Here is a 17,992-nt window from a genome sequence, read left to right as displayed (position 1 = left end):
CCTCCGGCTTCGCCGGCTCGGCGACGCCGGCCGGCCCGGTCGGGGCGGACGCCCCGTCGCCACCCTTGACCGGAGCGGCGGCGGCCTGGGCCGGCGCCGGCTTGGCGGCGTCTGCCTTCGCCTTCGCCTCGGCGGCGGCCTTGTCGGCCTCGGCCTTGCTGCGGATCGGGGTGTTCGGGTCGAAGCCCGGCACCGAGATGCCGTGCTGCTCGGCCAGGCGCAGGCCGCGCAGGGTCGGCTCGCCGGGCCCGCCGTCGGCCACCGCGCCGTCCCGCTCGTCGGCGAAACCGGCGAGCTGGACGGCCATCTCCTTGAGGGTGCAGAGCCGGGCGCCCCGGGTCGGCATCGGCCGGCCCCCGGCCCGCAGCTCCTCCACCACGCCGAGCGCGCCCTGCGGGTCGACGTTGTCGAAGAAGTCGTAGTTGACCGTCATGACCGGGCCGTAGTCGCACGCCGCCAGGCACTCGGCGTGCTCCAGGGTGATCTTCCCGTCCGCGGTGGTCTCGTCGTGGCCGACGCCCAGGTGCTCGGCGAGGGTGTCGTAGACCTCCTGGCCGCCGAGCACGTTGCACATGGTGTTGGTGCAGACGCTGACCAGGTAGTCACCGGTCGGCTTGCGCTTGTACATGGTGTAGAAGGTGGCGACCGCGCCGACCTGGGCCTTGTTCAGGCCGAGCACCTCGGCGCAGAACTCGACCCCGGCCGGGGAGACGTACCCCTCCTCGGACTGCACCAGGTGCAGCAGCGGCAGCAGGGCCGAGCGGGACCGGTCCGCCGGGTACCGGGCGATGATCTCCCGTGCCCGCTCCCGGGTCTCTTCGGTGAAAGTCGTCATCGGTCACAACCACCCATCACGGGGTCCAGCGAGGCGCCACCGGCGATCACGTCGGCGATCAGGCCGCCCTCGGCCATCGCCGGGAGGGCCTGGAGGTTGACGAAGCTCGGCTCCCGGTAGTGCACCCGGTAGGGCCGGGTGCCACCGTCCGAGACCGCGTGCACGCCCAGTTCGCCGCGGGGCGACTCGACGGCGACGTACACCTGGCCCGGCGGGACCCGAAAGCCCTCGGTGACGAGCTTGAAGTGGTGGATCAGCGACTCCATCGACTGACCCATGATCTTGGCGACGTGCTCCAGCGAGTTGCCCATGCCGTCGACGCCGATGGCGAGCTGCGCCGGCCAGGCGATCTTGCGGTCGGCCACCATCACCGGGCCCGGCTTGAGCCGGTCGAGGGCCTGCTCGACCAGCTTCAGCGACTCCCGGATCTCGGCCAGCCGGACCAGGTAGCGGCCCCAGACGTCGCCGTCGGTGTGCGTCGGCACGTCGAACTCGTACGTCTCGTAACCGCAGTACGGCATGGTCTTGCGCAGGTCCCAGGCGAGACCGGCGGAGCGCAGCACCGGACCGGTCACCCCGAGCGCGAGGCAGGCGGTCACGTCGAGGACCGCCACGTGCTTCGTCCGCTCGATCCAGATCGGCTGGCCGGAGAGAAGGTCCTCGTACTCCTTGAGCTTCTTCGGCATCAGCTTGAGGAAGTCGCGGATCTTGACGATCGCCTCGTCCGGCACGTCCTGCGCGACGCCGCCCGGCCGCACGTACGCGTGGTTCATGCGCAGGCCGGTGATGGTCTCGAAGATGTCGAGGATGTACTCCCGCTCGCGGAAGCCGTACAACATCATGTTGATCGCGCCCAGCTCCATGCCGGTGGTGGCCAGCCAGACCAGGTGCGACGAGATCCGGTTGAGCTCCATCATCAGCACCCGGATGGTGGTGGCCCGCTCGGTCACCTCGTCGGTGATGCCGAGCAGCTTCTCCACCGCGAGCGCGTACGCCGTCTCGTTGAACAGCGGGGAGAGGTAGTCCATCCGGGTCACGAAGGTCGAGCCCTGCACCCAGTTGCGGTATTCGAGGTTCTTCTCGATGCCGGTGTGCAGGTAGCCGACGACGGAGCGGGCCTCGCGGACCGTCTCGCCCTCCAGCTCCAGGATCAGCCGGAGCACGCCGTGCGTGGACGGGTGCTGCGGACCCATGTTGACGACGATCCGCTCGTCGTTGATCGGGTCCGTGCCGGAGACGACCTGGTCCCAGTCCCCACCGGTGACGGTGAAGACCTTGCCCTCGGTCGTCTCGCGCTCGGTCGCGTAGTTCGACGTGGTCACTGGTAGGACCTCCTACGGTCCGGCGGCGGGATTTCCGCACCCTTGTACTCGACGGGGATGCCGCCGAGCGGGTAGTCCTTGCGCTGCGGGTGCCCCTCCCAGTCGTCCGGCATGAGGATCCGGGTCAGGTTGGGGTGGCCGTCGAAGACGATGCCGAACATGTCGTACGTCTCCCGCTCCTGCCAGTCGGCGGTCGGGTAGACGGCGGTGACGCTCGGCAGGTGCGGGTCCTCGGCGGAGACTGCGGCCTCCAGCCGGACCCGGCGCCGGTAGGTCATCGAGGTGAGCTGGTAGACCACGTGCAGCCGGCGCCCGTCCGCGCCCAGGTAGTCCACGCCGGACACCGAGGAGCAGAGCTCGAAGCGGAGCGCCAGGTCGTCGCGCATCACCTGGCAGACCTCGGCGATCCGCTCCGGGCGGACGTGCAGGGTCAGCTCGCCCCGGTCGACCACGACCTTCTCGATCGCGTCGCCGAAGTGGGGGTACGCCTCCTCCAGCGCGTCGCGGACCTCGTCGAAGTAGCCCCCGTACGGCCGGGCGGCCTCCTCGATCGGCTTGCGCTGGCGGACCAGGCCGCCGAAGCCGGAGACATCGCCGGTGCCCTGGTTGCCGAACATGCCGCGCCCGGCCGGGCTGGCCGGCGGGTACTCCGCCGGGGCGGTGCTGCTGGCGCCGGCCGGGGTGGTCGGTACCGGCACGCCGCCGTCGTTGTTCTTGTCGTTCGGTGCCGTCACTGCGCCTGCCCTCCGTTCGCGACTGCGGGGCTCCGCTCCGCTGCACTCCTCGCGCTCACTTGGGGCCCCCCTGCGACTGGAGGTGGTTCTGCGCCTTCATCCAGTTCTCGATCCGCAACTGCTCCTCGCGCCCCTCGCGGACCGCCTTCGTCCACTCGGCGCGCCGGGCCTTGTCGTTGCGGTACGACGACGGCATCGAGCCGTAGGGCACGACGGGCACGTCACCGCGCGCCTTGCGGGCCTCCAGCATCTTGCGGCCGTTCGGGCCCAGCGGCTCGTACATGATCTTCTCGCGGAGCTTGAGCACCGCGTCGATGAGCATCTCGGGCCGGGGCGGGCAGCCCGGGAGGTACATGTCGACCGGCACGATGTGGTCGACGCCCTGCACGATGGCGTAGTTGTTGAACATGCCGCCGCTGCTGGCGCAGACGCCCATCGAGATGACCCAGCGGGGCTCGGCCATCTGGTCGTAGATCTGCCGCAGCACCGGGGCCATCTTCTGGCTCACCCGGCCGGCCACGATCATGAGGTCCGCCTGCCGCGGCGAGGCCCGGAAGACCTCCATGCCCCAGCGGCCCATGTCGTAGTGCGGACCCCCGGCGGCCATCATCTCGATGGCACAGCAGGCCAGGCCGAAGGTGGCGCCCCAGACGGACGACTTCCGCGACCAGTTGACCAGCTTCTCCACGGAGGTGAGCAGGACGCCGGCCGGGAGCTTCTCCTCGATGCCCATCTGACGTACCTCCCTCAGTCCCAGTCCAGGCCGCCGCGCCGCCAGACGTAGGCGTAGGCGACGAAGACCGCGACGATGAACAGGACCATCTCCACGAAGCCGAAGATCGGCAGGGCGTCGAAGGAGACGGCCCAGGGGTAGAGGAAGATGATCTCGATGTCGAAGACGATGAAGAGCATCGCCGTCAGGTAGAACTTGATCGGGAACCGGCCGCCGCCGACCGGCTGCGGGCTCGGTTCGATGCCGCACTCGTACGCCTCGAGCTTGGCCTTGTTCAGACGCCGGGGGCCGGCGAATCGGGCGGCGGCCACGGAGAACAGCGCGAACCCCGCGGCGAGGGCGAACAGCCCGATGATCGGTGCGTAAGGAGAGAGCGTCATCGTTGTCTCCTGCTCGTCCTTCCCTGACCTCGGTGGTTGGCGAAAATCACACTATTCACGTCCCTCGTGACCTCGGCCGGCGGGGGTCGATCTTTGTCGGTCCCGGGACGCCGTGACCGACGGACCGGTGGTCTAGACGGCGGGCGCCACCCTCGTCATCGCGTTGATGACGCGGTCCATCGCGTCACCGCCCCGGGGGTCGGTGAGGTTGGCCAGCAGCTTGAGCACGAAGCGCATCAGCATCGGGTGGGGCATGCCGTGCTTGGTGGCCATCCGCATCACCTCGGGCCGGCCGATGAGCTTCACGAAGATGCCGCCGAGCCGGTAGTAGCCGCCGAAGCGGGCCTTCAGCTCCTGCGGGTACGCCATCAGCGCCCGCTCGCGCTCCGCGCCGGCCGGCCGGGCGAGCGCCTGCACCGCGACCTCGGCGGCCAGCTCGCCGGACTCCATCGCGTACGCGATGCCCTCGCCGTTGAACGGGTTGACCATGCCGCCGGAGTCGCCGACCAGCAGGACGCCGCGGGTGTAGTGCGGCACCCGGTTGAAGCCCATCGGCAGCGCGGCGCCGAGGATCGGCCCCTCCGCGTTGGTCTCGTCGGTCATCCCCCAGTCCTCGGGGGTGTTGGCCAGCCAGTCGGTGAGCAGCTTGCGGTAGTTCGTCTTGCCGAAGGCCGAGGAGGAGTTGAGCACGCCCAGGCCGACGTTCACCCGGCCGTCACCGAGGCCGAAGATCCAGCCGTAGCCGGGCAGCAGCGCGTCGCTGCCCTTGGCCCGCAGCTCCAGCCAGGACTCCAGGTAGTCGTCGTCGTGCTTGGCGGGCGAGCGGTAGTAGCGGCGGACCGCCACGCCGATCGGCCGATCCTCGCGCTTGGCCAGGCCGAGAGCGAGCGGGAAGCGGCCGGAGACGCCGTCCGCGGCGACCACCAGCGGCGCGTGGAAGGTGACCGGCTCCTTGTCCGGGCCCACCTCGCCCTGCACGCCGATCACCCGGTCGTCGGCGCCGAGCACCGGACCCAGCACGTTGACGCTGGTGCGCAGCTTCGCCCCGGCGGCGACGGCCCGCTGGGCGAGCAGGTCGTCGAAGTCGAGCCGGGTTCGGACCAGGCCGTAGTTGGGGAAGCTGGCCAGGTCGGGCCAGTCGAGTTCCAGGCGTACCCCGCCGCCGATCACCCGGAGGCCCTTGTTGTGGAGCCAGCCGGCCTCGGGCGAGGTGTCCACGCCCATCCGGATGAGCTGCCGCACGGCCCGGGGGGTGAGCCCGTCGCCGCAGACCTTCTCCCGGGGAAATTCGGTCTTCTCCAGCAGCAGCACGCGTACGCCGTGCCGCGCCAGGTGGTACGCCGTCGCCGATCCTCCGGGACCGGCGCCCACGACGATGACGTCGGCGTCGTTCTCCACCGCGGCCATCCGCGCCTCCTCCCGCATGCTCGTGAAATGCTTCACAAGCCGATCCGGTTGGAGTCTATGACCGGCGTTACACCTGTATGCGCTGAGGGGGGCCTAACTTCGCGGAAACGGGCCGGTATGCGTCCCTCCGGCGGTCAGGAGCGCGCGGAAGCGGCCGGTCCCAGGCCGGCGTCGAGCCGGATCGCCTCCGGCAGGTGCTCGCGCAGCGCGCCGCCGGCGGCCCGGTCGAGCGCGGCCAGCACCTCGGCGACCACCTGACGGACATCGCCGGGGTCCGCGCCGGCCAGCTCCCGCAGCTGCGCGATGAGTTCCGCGGCGTCGTCGTCGGTGGCCGCCTGGTCTGGTCCCGTCATGGGGGCGAGCCTACGGGACAAAGTAGACCTAAAGCGGATATTCACGAAAAGGGCGGTTTACGCCGGCCGCGCGTCAGTCCCGGATCGCGCGGTGCAGCGCGACCACGCCGCCGGTCAGGTTGCGCCAGGCCACCCGGCCCCAGCCGGCCGCACCGATCCGCGCGGCCAGCGCCGGCTGGTCCGGCCAGGCCCGGATCGACTCGGCGAGGTAGACGTAGGCGTCGGGGTTGCTCGACACCGTGCGCGCCACGGCCGGCAGCGACCGCATCAGGTACGACAGGTAGACCGTGCGGAACGCCGGGTTGACCGGGGTGCTGAACTCGCACACCACCAGCCGGCCGCCCGGCCGGGTGACCCGGGCCAGCTCGCGCAGCGCCGCGTCGGTGTCGTTGACGTTGCGCAGCGCGAAGGAGATGGTGACCGCGTCGAAGCTGGCGTCGGCGAAGGGCAGCCGCAGCGCGTCCCCGGCCAGCAGCGGCACGCGCGGGCGGGTGCGCTTGCCGGCGTGCAGCATGCCGAGCGACAGGTCGGCGCCCACCGCGTACGCCCCGGAGTGGGCCAGCTCCTCGGTCGAGACGCCCGTGCCGGCGCCCACGTCCAGCACCCGCTCGCCGGGGCGCAGCCCGAGCGCCTCCCGGGTGGCCCGCCGCCAGAACCGGTCCTGCCCGAAGGAGAGCACCGTGTTGGTCAGGTCGTAGCGGGCGGCCACGCCGTCGAACATCGCGGCGACCTCGTGCGGCTGCTTGTCCAGGCTGGCGCGCTGGCCCTGCGGGGTACGGCTCACGCCTCCACTCTGCCAGCCGGCCCGCGCCCGACTCCTGCCGGGTACGCGGAAGGCGGGGCGCCCGGCGCCGTCCAGGTCGGTCAGTCCTCCGGCCCGCGCCGGAACCCCGTCGATGAATTCCACCGTCCTCAGCGGAACGCAGACAGCAGGGGCGGGATGGTGAACCCATCCCGCCCCTGCTGCCGTGCGTTATGTGAACGGCCCTCGCGGGCCGATGGAGGACGACCGTCAGGCGGACGACGTGAGCGTAGCCGCCGCCGTCGTCGCGCGGGTGCAGGTCGCGCTGGTCGCCGCCGTCCTGTTATCTCGCAGGCCGGCGACCCGGTGGCCCGGATCGACGGCGACGAGCCGGCACGTTAGCGGCCCACGAGCCGGGCCCGCCAGGCCCCACGGGGCAGCTTCACGGGAACGGACAGGGAGAACCGGCCCCGCGACGGCCGCGAGCTGACCGTTCGGTCGATGGAACCGGGGTCAGTTGACCTCGACCAGCGGGAGCGACTTCCCGGCCCCGCCGCCCGGCAGGGCGATCGAGGAGAAGTGCGAGACCACCCGGTCGTCGCTCGGGTCGTCGGCCGGGGTCCGGTGCACCGCGAGCCGGTTGTAGAGCGTGTCCCGCTGGGCGGGGATCCGGTCGGCGGTGCGGATCATGCCGATCAGCTCGTGCAGGTTCGAGCGGTGCCGGGCGCCGGCCGAGGAGATGACGTTCTCCTCCAGCATGATCGAGCCGAGGTCGTCCACCCCCATGTGCAGGGCGAGCTGGCCGACATCCTTGCCCGTGGTCAGCCAGGACGCCTGCAGGTGCGGCACCGTCTCGAAGAAGAGCCGGGCCACCGCGATGAGCCGCAGGTATTCCAGCGCGGTCGCCTGGGTGCGGCCCTTCAGGTGGTTGTTCTCCGGCTGGTACGTCCAGGGGATGAACGCGCGGAAGCCGCCGGTGCGGTCCTGCACGTCGCGGATCATCCGCAGGTGCTCGATCCGCTCGGCGTGGGTCTCGCCGGTGCCCATCATCATGGTCGCGGTCGACTCCAGGCCCTGCCGGTGCGCCAGCTCCATGACCTCCAGCCAGCGCGCGCCGGACTCCTTGAGCGGCGCGATCGCCCGGCGCGGCCGGTCCGGCAGCATCTCGGCGCCGGCGCCGGCGATCGAGTCCAGCCCGGCCGCCTTGATCCGGGCGATCGCCTCGTCCAGGCTCACCCCGGAGACCTTGGCCATGTGCAGGATCTCGCTCGGGCCGATCGAGTGGATGGCGAGCTGCGGGTACGCCGTCTTGACCGAGGAGAACAACTCCTCGTAGTACTCCACGCCGTAGTCCGGGTGGTGGCCGCCCTGGAGCATGACCTGGGTGGCGCCCAGCTCGACCGCCTCGCCGCAGCGGCGCAGGATCTCCTCGGTCGGGTGGGTCCAGCCCTCCTTGTGCTTGGGGGCCCGGTAGAACGCGCAGAACTTGCACGCCGTCACGCAGACGTTCGTGTAGTTGATGTTGCGGTCGATCAGGTACGTGACGATGTTGTCCGGGTAGCGCCGCCGGCGCACCGCGTCCGCCGCCTCGCCCAGCGCGTGGAAGGGCGCCTCGGTGTAGAGCAGCAGGGCCTCCTCGGGCGTGATCCGCCCGCCGTCCGCGCCGCGCTGCAGGATGTCGTCGATCTCCCGGCTCACCGTCACGTCTCCGAGGGTACGTCGGCCCGCTCGGCGGCTCACGGCAGCCACCCCAGTCGGCGCTCAGCGCCGCGTACGGGGTGGCCGGGGTCACGGGAAGAACGTCCGGCCCCACCTTGCTGTAGGTGGGCCGGACGCGCATCGGCGAATCGAGGTCAGAAAATGCGCGGAATGCTGGCGGAGGTCCAGCCGGTGCCGATGTTCGACTGGCTCGTGACGTAGAGGTTGTAGTCGGCGGTCAGGTCACCGGTAGACCGGAAGCCGAGCATCGTCCCGTCCGCGTTCTGCCCGACGAGGTCGGTCCGACCGTCTCCGGAGAAGTCGCCAACCAGAATCCGGGGGCGGCTCGTCGTGGTCCAGCTCGTACCCACGTACGGGTAGGGCGGTGAGAAGGTGAGGGCGCTTCCGGTCAGGTCGCCGCTCGACCGGTACGCCCGCAGCCGACCGTCGGCCAGCTGACCCACCAGGTCGGTGGTGCCGTCGCCGTCCACGTCGGCGGGCAGGATACGCGGGAAGGAACTGCTCCTCCAGCCCGTGCCGACCACCTTCGCCTGGTCCGTCGGCGGGAAGATCCGGTTGTCGGCGGACAGGTCCCCGCTCGACGGGTAGGCCTTCATCGTGCCGTCCGGGTACTGAGCGATCAGGTCCGTGCGGCCGTCGCCGTTGAAGTCCCCGGACAGGATCCGCGGCACGGCCGTCGTCGTGAAGCCGGTGCCGACGGTGCGGGCCGGGCCGGCGAAGAGCCGGGCGTCGGCCGAGATGTCGCCCGTGGAGGTCCACACCCGCAGCGTCCCGTCGAGCAACTGTCCGAGCAGATCCGTCTTCCCGTCGCCGTCGAAGTCCCCCGGGATGAGCCGCGGAAGGGACGCGGTGGTGAAGCCCGTACCTACCTTGGCGGTGGCCCCCGCGAAGAGCTTGTAGTCGGCGGACACGTCTCCCGTCGACGCCCAGGCGGTGAGCGTGCCGTCGGAGATCCCCCCGATGATGTCCGTCCTGCCGTCACCGGTGAAGTCGCCGATGAGCACCCGCGGACGGTTGGCCGCCGTCCAGCTCGTGCCGACATACGGGTACGGCGCCGGGAAGAGCGGGGCGGTGCCGGACAGGTCACCGCTCGACCGATAGGCCCGCAGCCGGCCGTCGGACAGCTGCGCGAGCACGTCAGTACGGCAGTCGCCGGTGAAGTCGCCCAGCAGCACCACGCTCGCCTGGTCGCCCAGCCCGGCGGTTCCGCCGCCCGCGTTGCAGTTAGAGACGCTGTTCTGCCGGATCCAGGCGACCAGGTCGTCGGTGCGCGTCTCGAACGCGTTCCGACGGGTCTCCGTCTCGGCCAGGCAGCCGCCCTGCCAGGAGGTGTCGTGCACGGCGACCAGTTCCGGGCTACCGCCGACCACCCGGACGGTGGGCCCGCCGGCGTCTCCCTTGCAGGTCGTCGGACCGGCGCTGTCCTGGCTGGTGATGTCGAGCCCGGTCGCCGTCACGGCGGCCGCGGAAACGGCGACCCCGTGCAGCTTGTCCGGCACCCACTCGGTGGCCGTCCGGCCAAAGCCCAGTGCCTGGAACGTATCGCCCGGGGTCGGCGCAGTGGCGCCGAGCGCGACGGGCGTGACCCCGACCGCCGGTACGGCGAGGCGCACCAGCGCGATGTTGCGGTCCGGATGCGGCACCACCCGGTTGACGCGGCGTACGTGACCGGCATCCGTGGTCAGGTCCAGCCGGCCCACGGTTACCGTGGTCGGCAGGGCCGGCACCCCGGTGACCACGGGCGCACCGGCGTCACTCAAGCACGACTTGGCCGTGATCACCCACTGCGGTGCCACGAGGGCCCCGCTGCAGCCGCGCACGTCGCCGAAGGCCACCCGGGCCACGAAGCCGAACACCTGGTCGGTGACCGGCGTGCCGCCGCTGACCGCCCGGGCCGGCGCACCGGTGACCAGCCCTGCCCCAGCCAGGATCACCACACCGGCGAGCATCGCCGGTCGGCTTTGCCTCCACCATGCCTGTCGATTCAATCCACTGCCCCGTCCAATGCTGAACGCCGTGCCCGGTGGACCGGACGCGACGCACGAATCTTCTCGCCGGACGCGCGGAAAGCCGCAACGCTCCGGTGTCAGGCGATGACGGATGGCAATATAGTTGATCGACTCCCGGTGCGCTGTCCCGTGCGAGCGGGCGGTCGATCGGTCACGCGTCGTAGTCGACCGTGAGTTTGTCGGTGACCGGGCTGGACTGGCAGGTCAGGACGTAGCCGGCAGCCACCTCGTCCGGCTCCAGGGCGTAGTTGCGGGCCATGGACACCTCGCCGGAGACCACCTTGGCCCGGCAGGTCGAGCAGACCCCACCCTTGCAGGCGTACGGCAGCTCGCCGCGGACCTTGAGCGCGGCGTCCAGCACCCGCTCGTCGCGGCCCATCGTGAAGCTCGACGAGCGCCCGTCCAGCACGATCGTCACCTCGGCGCCGGTGCCGGGCTGGTCGGCCGGGCGGCGGACCGGCTCCGGCGGGGCGTCGACGTGGAACAGCTCGGTGTGCACCGTCGCCTCGGGCGCGCCGCGGTCGGCCAGCACCGCCTTGGCGTCCACCACCATCCCGTACGGGCCGCAGAGGAACCACTCCTCGATCACCTCGCCGGGGACGACGGTGTCGAGCAGCCGGGCCAGCCGGTCGGCGTCGATGCGCCCGGAGAGCAGCGCCGACTCGCCCATCTCCCGGGAGAGCACGTGCACGAGGTGCAGCCGGGTCGGCCACCGGTCCTTCAGGTCGGCCAGTTCCTCGGCGAACATCACGGTGTTCGCCGTGCGGTTGCCGTACACCAGGGTGAAGGTGCTGGCCGGCTCGACGGAGAGCGCGGTCGCGACCAGCGAGAGCACCGGGGTGATGCCGGAGCCGGCGACCACCGCGCCGTAGTGCCGGACCCGGTCCGGGGCGAAGGCCGAGGTGAAGTGGCCGAGCGGGGGCAGCACCTCGACGGTGTCGCCGCCGCGCAGGGCGCCGCAGGCGTACGCGGAGAAGGCCCCGCCGGGAACCTCCCGCACCCCGATCCGCAGCCGGCCGTGCCGGGCCAGCTCGTCGGGGGTGGAGCAGATCGAGTACGACCGCCGCACCTCCGCGCCGTCCGCCCCGACCCGCCGGACCGTGAGGTGCTGCCCGGCGGAGAACGCGAACGTCTCCCGCAGCTCCTCGGGTACGGCGAAGGTGATCGCCACGGAATCGTCGGTGAGCCGGTCGACGGCGGCGACGTGCAGCGGGTGGAAGACCGGCCGGCGGCGGACCGGTCGGGTGATGGTGACAGTCACAGCGCCTTCAGGTGGTCGAAGGGTTCGGAGCAGGAGCGGCAACGCCACAGGGCCTTGCACGCGGTGGAGCCGAACCGGCTGACCTGCTCGGTCTCCGGTGAGCCGCAGCGCGGGCAGCGGACGGCCAGGGTCAGCGGGACGACGCCGCCGCCCCGCGCGGCCGGCGCGGGTGGGGCGATGCCGGCGGCGGCCAGCTTGGCGCGGCCGCGCTCCGAGATCCAGTCGGTGCTCCACGCCGGGGCGTACACCGTGCGGACCTCGGCGTCCGAATGGCCGGCGGCGGTGAGCGCGCGGCGGATGTCCGTCCGGATCACGTCCATGGCCGGGCAGCCGGTGTAGGTGGGGGTGATGGTGACGACGACCCGGCCGGTGGCCGGATCCTGGTCGACCGACCGCAGGATGCCCAGCTCGTCGATGGTGATGACCCGGATCTCCGGGTCCACCACCGCCGCCACGGCCGCCCTGGGATCGGTCACCAGCGCGCTCCGGGGTGGGCGCGGTGCAGCACCTGCATCTCGGCGAGCAGGTAGGAGAGGTGTTCGGTGTGGACGCCGTCCCGGCCGCCGCCCGGCGCCCAGCCGTCGGCCGGCCGGGTCAGCGTCGCCTCGTCGAGCACCGCCGACACGACGGCGTCGAAGTCGGCCCGCAGGGTGGCCGGGTCGACCGGCGCCGCCGGGTCCGCGGTGAACAGCTCGTGGGTGTACGGCCACACCTGGTCGAGCGCGTCCTGCATGCGCCGGTGCGACTCGTCGGTGCCGTCGCCGAGCCGCTTCACCCAGAGCGAGGCGTGGTCCAGGTGGTACGCGGACTCCTTGCGCGCCTTCGCCCCGATCGCGGCCAGCCGCTCGTCGCCGCACCCGCTCAGCGCGGTATAGAGCGGAAGCTGGTAGGCGGCCAGGAGGAACAGCTTCGCCATGGTCATGCCGAAGTCGCCGTTGGGCAGCTCGACCAGGAGGCAGTTGCGGAACTCCCGGTCGCCGCGCAGGTAGGCCAGCGCGTCCTCGTCCCGGCCGGCGCCCTCCAGCTCACCCGCGTACGTGAGCAGCAGGCGGGCGGCACCGAGCTGGTCGAGGGCGATGTTGGCCAGCGCGATGTCCTCCTCCATCTCCGGCGCACGGGAGGTCCACTCGCCGAGCCGCTGTGACGCGATCAGCGCGTCGTCGCCGAGTGCGAGGGTGAAGTCGAACGGGGTGCTCACAGGTGGGCCACCCCGTCCGGCACCTCGTAGAAGGTGGGGTGGCGGTAGACCTTGTCGGCGGCCGGGTCGAAGAAGGCGTCCTTCTCGTCCGGGCTGGACGCGGTGATCGCGCTCGCCGGCACCACCCAGATCGAGACGCCCTCCTGACGCCGGGTGTAGAGGTCCCGGGCGTTGCGCAGGGCCAGCTCGGCGTCGGGGGCGTGCAGGCTGCCCACGTGGGTGTGCGACAGGCCGCGCCGCGCCCGCACGAAGACCTCCCAGAGAGGCGAATGGTCCGTGCTCATGCCGCCACCTTCTCCTTGCTGTTCCGCTTCGCCGCGTACGCCGCGGCGGCCTCCCGCACCCAGGCGCCCTCGGCGTGGGCCCGGCGCCGGTGCTCCATCCGCTGCCGGTTGCACGGCCCGTCGCCCTTGATCACCCGCATCAGCTCGTCGTAGTCGGGCTGGGTGTAGTCGTAGGCCTGTCGCTGCTCGTTCCAGCGCAGGTCGGGGTCGGGGATGGTGAGACCGAGGATCTCCGCCTGCTGCACGCACATGTCGACGAAGCGCTGGCGCAGCTCGTCGTTGGAGAAGCGCTTGATCTTCCAGGACATCGACTGGGCGCTGTGCGTCGAGTCGCCGTCCGGCGGGCCGAACATGGCCAGTGACGGGTACCACCAGCGGTCCACCGCGTCCTGAGCCATCGCCTTCTGCTCCGGGGTGCCGTGGGCCAGCGTGTGCAGGATCTCGTAGCCCTGGCGCTGGTGGAACGACTCCTCCTTGCAGACCCGGATCATGGCGCGGGCGTAGGGGCCGTAGGAGCAGCGGCACAGCGGCACCTGGTTGACGATCGCGGCGCCGTCCACCAGCCAGCCGATCGCGCCCACGTCGGCCCAGGTCAGGGTCGGGTAGTTGAAGATCGAGCTGTACTTCTGCCGGCCCTCGATCAGCAGCTCGACCAGCTCGTCCCGGCTGACGCCGAGGGTCTCCGCGGCGGCGTAGAGGTAGAGGCCGTGGCCGGCCTCGTCCTGCACCTTCGCCAGCAGGATCGCCTTGCGCTTGAGCGAGGGGGCCCGGCTGATCCAGTTGCCCTCCGGCTGCATGCCGATGATCTCGGAGTGCGCGTGCTGGGCGATCTGGCGGATCAGCGTCTTCCGGTACGCCTCCGGCATCCAGTCCCGCGGCTCGATCTTCTGGTCGGCGTCGATCACGTCCGCGAAGTACGCCGCGAAGTCCTCGTCCGGCGCCGGCCCGCCGCGCCGGGCACGCGCCGCCGCCTCGCGCAGCGCGGCCTCCGCCGCCTCCACCTCGCCGAGCAGGCCGCCGCCCGGGCCGTCCTCGGGCGGGGCGAAGTCGTTGCCATACATGAGGCCAGTGTTACAGCTCGGCCCCGATGACACCAGAGGGTGTAACAGGTTTCCGCACCCACCTTGGGTCACCGGGCGACCGCTTCCCGTAACGACGCCTGACCTGCCCAAACCTGTGACGTCGACCACCCGGCGAAGATGAATCCTCACAAGGGCGTCATAACGGTCCAATGTCCCGCCTTCACGGCGAGTTGCCGGGCGTCGGGATCTGGCATCCGGCCTGTCCGGAAGTAGACTTCGCCCGGCACACCGATCGGCTACCGACGATCGCCACCGGCTCCAGGCCATCTCCCCCGGCCTCGGCGATCAGGCCGAAAAGCATTCGGAAGCGCCGGTCCCCCCGGCCAGACAATCTGGAGTTCACCCACTCATGCGACCTCGCGTGACCATGGTGCTCGCCATCGTGGCGGTCCTCATCGGCGGCGGCATGCTGGTCCCCGCCGCGTACGCCAAGCTCTCCGGCGGCGAAGGCCTCGGCGGCATCGGCGGCGGCGTGGCACAGGTCCCCACGCCCGCACCGACCACGCCCCCGGAGCCCACGCTGGCCGCGGGCCCGGTCTCGGTGAACTTCAACGGCAAGTTCTTCTCCTGGGCGCTGATGGACCGGAAGACCGGCAAGATCAGCGGCGCGCCGAACATGGCGTCGACCAACTCGACCGAGTCGATGATCAAGGCGTGGATCGTCTCCGACTACCTGCGCCAACTGGACGGCAAGCCACTCAGCGCGGAGCGGAAGAAGCAGGCGGTCACCGCGATCCGGGACAGCAACGACCTCTCGGCCGAGGCGCTCTACAACGCCGGCGGGCGCAAGCCGGTGCTGACCCGGCTGATCAAGATGTGCAAGCTGACCGACACGAAGATTGAACCCACCCGGGCCAAGTGGGCGTACACCCAGATGTCGCCGCGCGACGCGGTGCGGATGGGCGACTGCATCGGCGACGGCACCGCCGCCGGACCGAAGTGGACGAAGTGGGTGCTCAACGAGATGGCCAACGTGCGCGGCGGCGTCAAGGACCAGAAGTCCGAGGCCGTCCAGGGCGGTCACTGGGGGATCGTCGACGGCCTGCCCGCCTCGATCACGTCGCAGGGGCCGGTCAGCATCAAGAACGGCTTCACGATGCTCTGGGCCGACGGCCAGTGGCACGTCAACTGCCTCGCGGTGACCGACGACTGGACCCTGGCCGTGATGATGCGTTATCCCGGCGCCGGCGACACGAAGACCCCCTCGTACGGCGCGAAGGTCTGCGCCAGCGTCGCCACCCAGCTGGTGACCCCGCAGCCGGGCGCCGCCCTCAAGGTGCCGCAGCAGCCGGTCGGGAAGCTCTGATGGCGGGCAGCCGGCGCCGACCCGGCAGCGACCACCGCACGCTGGCGTACAGCGCCGTCGCCGTGATCCTGGTCGGCCTGGTGCTCGTCTCGCTCAGGTTCGTGCCCGGCTCTCCGCTCCGCCCCACGGCCGGCGCGCATTCGCCCGCGGCGGGCACCCGGTCCGCGGGCACGCCCACCGATCGCAACGCCCGCCCCGCGCCGTCACCGAAACCGTCACCGTCGCTGGAGCCGCTGCCGTTCGTCGCCCAGGACCTCAGCGACCTGAACATCAAGGGCTGGTACTCCTGGAGCGTGCTGGACAAGCGCACCGGCGAGATCATCGGCTCGAAGAACATGGGCGAGACCAGCACCACCGCCTCGATGATCAAGTCGTGGATCGTGGCCGACTACCTGCGGCGGACGGCCGACGCCGGGCAGACGCCGAGCGAGGCGAAGCTGGACGACGCCACGCAGATCATCCGGGACAGCGACAACACCCGGGCCGAGCAGTTCTACAACAGCGTCGGCCGGTCCGCCTCGATCAAGCGGCTGATCCAGATGTGCGACCTGACCGACAGCAAGGTGGCCAGTGACGGCGGCTGGAGCCGGACCGAGCTGTCCCCCCGGGACACCGCCCGGCTCGGCCGCTGCATCGACGACGGCCGCGCGGCCGGCCCGAAGTGGACCAAGTGGCTGCTCAACGAGATGCGGCTGGTCCGCGGGGTGGGCGACTTCGGCATCCGCAAGGCGTTCCCGGCCGAGGTGCAGAAGACCATCGCCATCAAGAACGGCTGGATCGACCGGCAGAAGGAGCAGGAGATGCACATCAACTGCCTGGCGATCGGCGACACCTGGACGATGGGCGTGATGGTCCGCTACCCGATCGGCATGGGTTACGACTACGGCATGGACAACTGCGAGAAGATCACCGAGGCGCTGCTCCGCGACGCCATCTGATCCCACCCGCCGCGCGAAGCGGCGGTGTCCCGGTCCGCCGGGGCACCGCCGCTTCGTCGTGGGAGGGCGTCAGCCCTGGAAAAACTCCGGCCCGCCCTCGGGCAGGGCAGGGGCCTCGCCGATCGCCGCGGCGCGCCGGGCGAACTCGCGCAGCCCGGCCACCTGCCGCTCGCCCAGAGAGAAGTCGAGGGTACGGAAGTAGGTCGCCAGGGTCGCCGCGTCGAACGCCTCCCAGCGGGCCGCGGCCTCGGCCACCTGGTCCAGCTCGGCCAGGCACAGGTCGCGCGAGCGCAGGAACGCCTCGTGCACCTCCTTGGCCAGGCCGGGGTGGGCGGCGGCGAAGTCGCGGCGGACCGCCCAGACGGCGAAGACCATCGGCAGCCCGGTCCACTCGCGCCAGGCCTGGCCGAGGTCGGTCACCGCCAGGCCCCTGCGGGGCGCCTCGTAGAGCGCGCGCAGCGCCACGTCACCGATCACCACCCCGGCGTCGGCCTCCAGCAGCATCTGCGTGAGGTCCGGCGGGCAGCGGAAGTAGTCGGGGCGGACCCCGTACCGCTCCGCGAGCAGGAGCTGGGCCAGCAGCACCCCGGTACGCGAGGTGGAGCCGAGCGCCACCCGGGCGCCGTCCAGCTCGGTGAGGGGCCGGGTGGACACCACGTTGACCGAGAGCACCGGGCCGTCGCTGCCGACCGCCAGGTCCGGCAGGAGCAGCAGCTCGTCGGCGTGCCGCAGGTACTCCACCTGGGAGATGGGGCCGATGTCCAGGTCGCCGGCGACCAGCGCGGCGTTCAGCCGGTCCGGCGAGTCCTTGTGCAGGTCGACGTCGATCAGCGCGCCGGACCGCATCAGCCCCCAGTAGATCGGCAGGCAGTTGAGGAACTGGATGTGCCCCACCCGGGGGCGGGCGATTCGGTCGGCCATGACCCGACCGTATCCCCGGCCGGTCGGGCCGGCTCAGCGGGAGGGGGTCGGAGTGGCCAACTCCGCACACCGCTCCTGCCCGGTCCCGGTGGCGGGCCGGGCGGAGCGCTCGGCGCGTACCGCGCGGCGGACCGGCCAGGCCGCCGCCACGACCACCAACACCCCGGCCACCCCGCAGCCGGCGACCAGCGGCCGGGGCGCGGCCACCTCCAGCAGCAGGCCGCCGATCAGGTAGCCGCCCATCCCGGCGCCCTGCACGGCCGCCCCGAAGATCGCGAAGGCCCGGCCCCGGGCCACCTCCGGCACCCGCCGCGCCAGCAGCAGGTTGTTGAAGACGTTGTCGCCGCCGTTGCCCACCCCGCCGGCCAGCCAGATCGGCACGAGCAGCCAGGCCGCCGGCACCGCCGCCGAGGCCAGCACCGCCAGGCAGCAGCCGCCGAGCAGGACCAGCCCGGCCCCGAGCAGCGCGCCGTCGTCGGTGAGCCGGCGGGCGAGCCGGGCGAAGAGCCAGCCGCCGAGCACGATGCCCAGCGTCCAGGCGCCGGTGACCAGGCCGTAGACCGTGGTGGAGCTGTGCAGGGTCTCCCGGATGAAGAAGACCTCGATGACGTTGATGGCGCCGACCGCGGCGACCACCGCGGCGAGGCTGCCCACCATCACCAGCAGCAGCGGATCGCTGCGGAACCGCCAGGCGGGCGGCGCGGCCGCCGCCCCGGCGGCCGGGGCGGTGGGCCGCCGGCCACCCCGCCGGGTGCGGATGAGCAGGCC

19 protein-coding genes are annotated in these 17,992 nt (G+C 71.6%); 2 read left to right on the top strand and 17 right to left on the bottom strand.

Annotated elements, in window-relative coordinates; genetic code table 11:
• The 15 genes from nuoE to paaA form a co-directional block, all read right to left on the bottom strand.
• The coding region (gene nuoE, locus B0E53_RS19005; protein ID WP_210406136.1) for an NADH-quinone oxidoreductase subunit NuoE at positions 1-835 on the bottom strand (835 nt) is incomplete at its 3' end.
• Positions 832-2,157 carry an NADH-quinone oxidoreductase subunit D gene (locus B0E53_RS19000; protein ID WP_107077297.1) on the bottom strand — a complete coding sequence of 442 codons (1,326 nt, stop codon included), beginning with the start codon at positions 2,155-2,157 and terminating at the stop codon, positions 832-834. The genes B0E53_RS19000 and nuoE, both read right to left, overlap by 4 nt.
• Positions 2,154-2,891, bottom strand: a complete 738-nt coding sequence (locus B0E53_RS18995) for an NADH-quinone oxidoreductase subunit C (RefSeq protein WP_107077296.1) — start codon at positions 2,889-2,891, stop codon at positions 2,154-2,156. The genes B0E53_RS19000 and B0E53_RS18995 overlap by 4 nt, the downstream gene beginning before the upstream one ends.
• Positions 2,892-2,946: 55 nt before the next feature.
• Complete coding sequence (locus B0E53_RS18990) at positions 2,947-3,624, bottom strand: NADH-quinone oxidoreductase subunit B (RefSeq protein ID WP_107077295.1); 678 nt, start codon at positions 3,622-3,624, stop codon at positions 2,947-2,949.
• A 14-nt stretch (positions 3,625-3,638) separates the two neighbouring features.
• Positions 3,639-4,004, bottom strand: coding sequence for an NADH-quinone oxidoreductase subunit A (locus B0E53_RS18985; RefSeq protein ID WP_073834101.1), 366 nt, complete (start codon positions 4,002-4,004; stop codon positions 3,639-3,641).
• Positions 4,005-4,136: 132 nt separating this feature from the next.
• Entirely contained in the window at positions 4,137-5,411 is a 1,275-nt protein-coding gene (locus B0E53_RS18980) for a geranylgeranyl reductase family protein (RefSeq protein ID WP_107077294.1), read from the bottom strand.
• A 134-nt stretch (positions 5,412-5,545) separates the two neighbouring features.
• Positions 5,546-5,764 (bottom strand): hypothetical protein, encoded by a 219-nt coding sequence (locus B0E53_RS18975; protein ID WP_107077293.1) that lies wholly within the window; start codon positions 5,762-5,764, stop codon positions 5,546-5,548.
• 73 nt (positions 5,765-5,837) lie between these two features.
• Positions 5,838-6,548: a demethylmenaquinone methyltransferase gene (locus tag B0E53_RS18970; RefSeq protein WP_107077292.1), complete on the bottom strand. Its 711-nt coding sequence runs from the start codon at positions 6,546-6,548 to the stop codon at positions 5,838-5,840.
• Between the two features lie 471 nt (positions 6,549-7,019).
• Positions 7,020-8,210 (bottom strand): cyclic dehypoxanthinyl futalosine synthase, encoded by a 1,191-nt coding sequence (mqnC, locus tag B0E53_RS18965; RefSeq protein WP_107077291.1) that lies wholly within the window; start codon positions 8,208-8,210, stop codon positions 7,020-7,022.
• 149 nt (positions 8,211-8,359) lie between these two features.
• A complete protein-coding gene (locus tag B0E53_RS18960; RefSeq protein WP_107077290.1) occupies positions 8,360-10,174 on the bottom strand; it encodes an FG-GAP-like repeat-containing protein in 1,815 nt (604 codons plus the stop codon).
• A 211-nt stretch (positions 10,175-10,385) separates the two neighbouring features.
• On the bottom strand, positions 10,386-11,495 hold the full coding sequence (paaE, locus tag B0E53_RS18955) for a 1,2-phenylacetyl-CoA epoxidase subunit PaaE (RefSeq protein ID WP_107077289.1): 1,110 nt from the start codon (positions 11,493-11,495) through the stop codon (positions 10,386-10,388).
• Positions 11,492-11,971: a 1,2-phenylacetyl-CoA epoxidase subunit PaaD gene (gene paaD, locus B0E53_RS18950; protein ID WP_107077288.1), complete on the bottom strand. Its 480-nt coding sequence runs from the start codon at positions 11,969-11,971 to the stop codon at positions 11,492-11,494. Before paaD ends, paaE begins: the two co-directional genes overlap by 4 nt.
• Positions 11,968-12,693, bottom strand: coding sequence for a 1,2-phenylacetyl-CoA epoxidase subunit PaaC (paaC, locus tag B0E53_RS18945; protein ID WP_107077287.1), 726 nt, complete (start codon positions 12,691-12,693; stop codon positions 11,968-11,970). Before paaC ends, paaD begins: the two co-directional genes overlap by 4 nt.
• Positions 12,690-12,977, bottom strand: coding sequence for a 1,2-phenylacetyl-CoA epoxidase subunit PaaB (gene paaB / locus B0E53_RS18940; protein WP_091261268.1), 288 nt, complete (start codon positions 12,975-12,977; stop codon positions 12,690-12,692). Before paaB ends, paaC begins: the two co-directional genes overlap by 4 nt.
• Entirely contained in the window at positions 12,974-14,038 is a 1,065-nt protein-coding gene (paaA, locus tag B0E53_RS18935; RefSeq protein ID WP_107077286.1) for a 1,2-phenylacetyl-CoA epoxidase subunit PaaA, read from the bottom strand. The genes paaB and paaA overlap by 4 nt, the downstream gene beginning before the upstream one ends.
• Positions 14,039-14,408: 370 nt before the next feature.
• On the opposite strand from paaA, the gene B0E53_RS18930 reads away from it, so the two are divergent.
• Positions 14,409-15,365: a hypothetical protein gene (locus B0E53_RS18930; RefSeq protein WP_107077285.1), complete on the top strand. Its 957-nt coding sequence runs from the start codon at positions 14,409-14,411 to the stop codon at positions 15,363-15,365.
• Entirely contained in the window at positions 15,365-16,303 is a 939-nt protein-coding gene (locus B0E53_RS18925; protein WP_107077284.1) for a hypothetical protein, read from the top strand. The genes B0E53_RS18930 and B0E53_RS18925 overlap by 1 nt, the downstream gene beginning before the upstream one ends.
• A gap of 69 nt (positions 16,304-16,372) precedes the next feature.
• Here B0E53_RS18925 and B0E53_RS18920 read toward each other — a convergent pair whose 3' ends face one another.
• Together B0E53_RS18920 and B0E53_RS18915 are read right to left on the bottom strand one after the other, a co-directional pair.
• Positions 16,373-17,224: a menaquinone biosynthesis protein gene (locus tag B0E53_RS18920; protein WP_107077283.1), complete on the bottom strand. Its 852-nt coding sequence runs from the start codon at positions 17,222-17,224 to the stop codon at positions 16,373-16,375.
• A gap of 33 nt (positions 17,225-17,257) precedes the next feature.
• Positions 17,258-17,992: MFS transporter (locus tag B0E53_RS18915; RefSeq protein WP_146167704.1), on the bottom strand; the 735-nt coding region annotated here is incomplete at its 5' end.

This window comes from Micromonospora sp. MH33, assembly GCF_003013775.1.
GTDB classification, from domain to species: Bacteria; Actinomycetota; Actinomycetes; order Mycobacteriales; family Micromonosporaceae; genus Micromonospora; species Micromonospora fulviviridis.
Note: the sequence above shows the minus strand (reverse complement) of the source record. Positions and strands in the feature narration are given on the sequence as shown.

What these genes read in the sequence shown, in the direction of transcription:
- B0E53_RS18925 (WP_107077284.1), top strand. Translation starts at nt 15,365, where the DNA reads ATGGCGGGCAGCCGGCGCCGACCCGGCAGCGACCACCGCACGCTGGCG.
- paaA (WP_107077286.1), bottom strand. Translation starts at nt 14,038, where the DNA reads ATGTATGGCAACGACTTCGCCCCGCCCGAGGACGGCCCGGGCGGCGGC.
- B0E53_RS18980 (WP_107077294.1), bottom strand. Translation starts at nt 5,411, where the DNA reads ATGGCCGCGGTGGAGAACGACGCCGACGTCATCGTCGTGGGCGCCGGT.
- B0E53_RS18960 (WP_107077290.1), bottom strand. Translation starts at nt 10,174, where the DNA reads ATGCTCGCCGGTGTGGTGATCCTGGCTGGGGCAGGGCTGGTCACCGGT.
- B0E53_RS18985 (WP_073834101.1), bottom strand. Translation starts at nt 4,004, where the DNA reads ATGACGCTCTCTCCTTACGCACCGATCATCGGGCTGTTCGCCCTCGCC.
- B0E53_RS18920 (WP_107077283.1), bottom strand. Translation starts at nt 17,224, where the DNA reads ATGGCCGACCGAATCGCCCGCCCCCGGGTGGGGCACATCCAGTTCCTC.
- B0E53_RS18930 (WP_107077285.1), top strand. Translation starts at nt 14,409, where the DNA reads ATGCGACCTCGCGTGACCATGGTGCTCGCCATCGTGGCGGTCCTCATC.
- B0E53_RS18990 (WP_107077295.1), bottom strand. Translation starts at nt 3,624, where the DNA reads ATGGGCATCGAGGAGAAGCTCCCGGCCGGCGTCCTGCTCACCTCCGTG.
- B0E53_RS18975 (WP_107077293.1), bottom strand. Translation starts at nt 5,764, where the DNA reads ATGACGGGACCAGACCAGGCGGCCACCGACGACGACGCCGCGGAACTC.
- paaB (WP_091261268.1), bottom strand. Translation starts at nt 12,977, where the DNA reads ATGAGCACGGACCATTCGCCTCTCTGGGAGGTCTTCGTGCGGGCGCGG.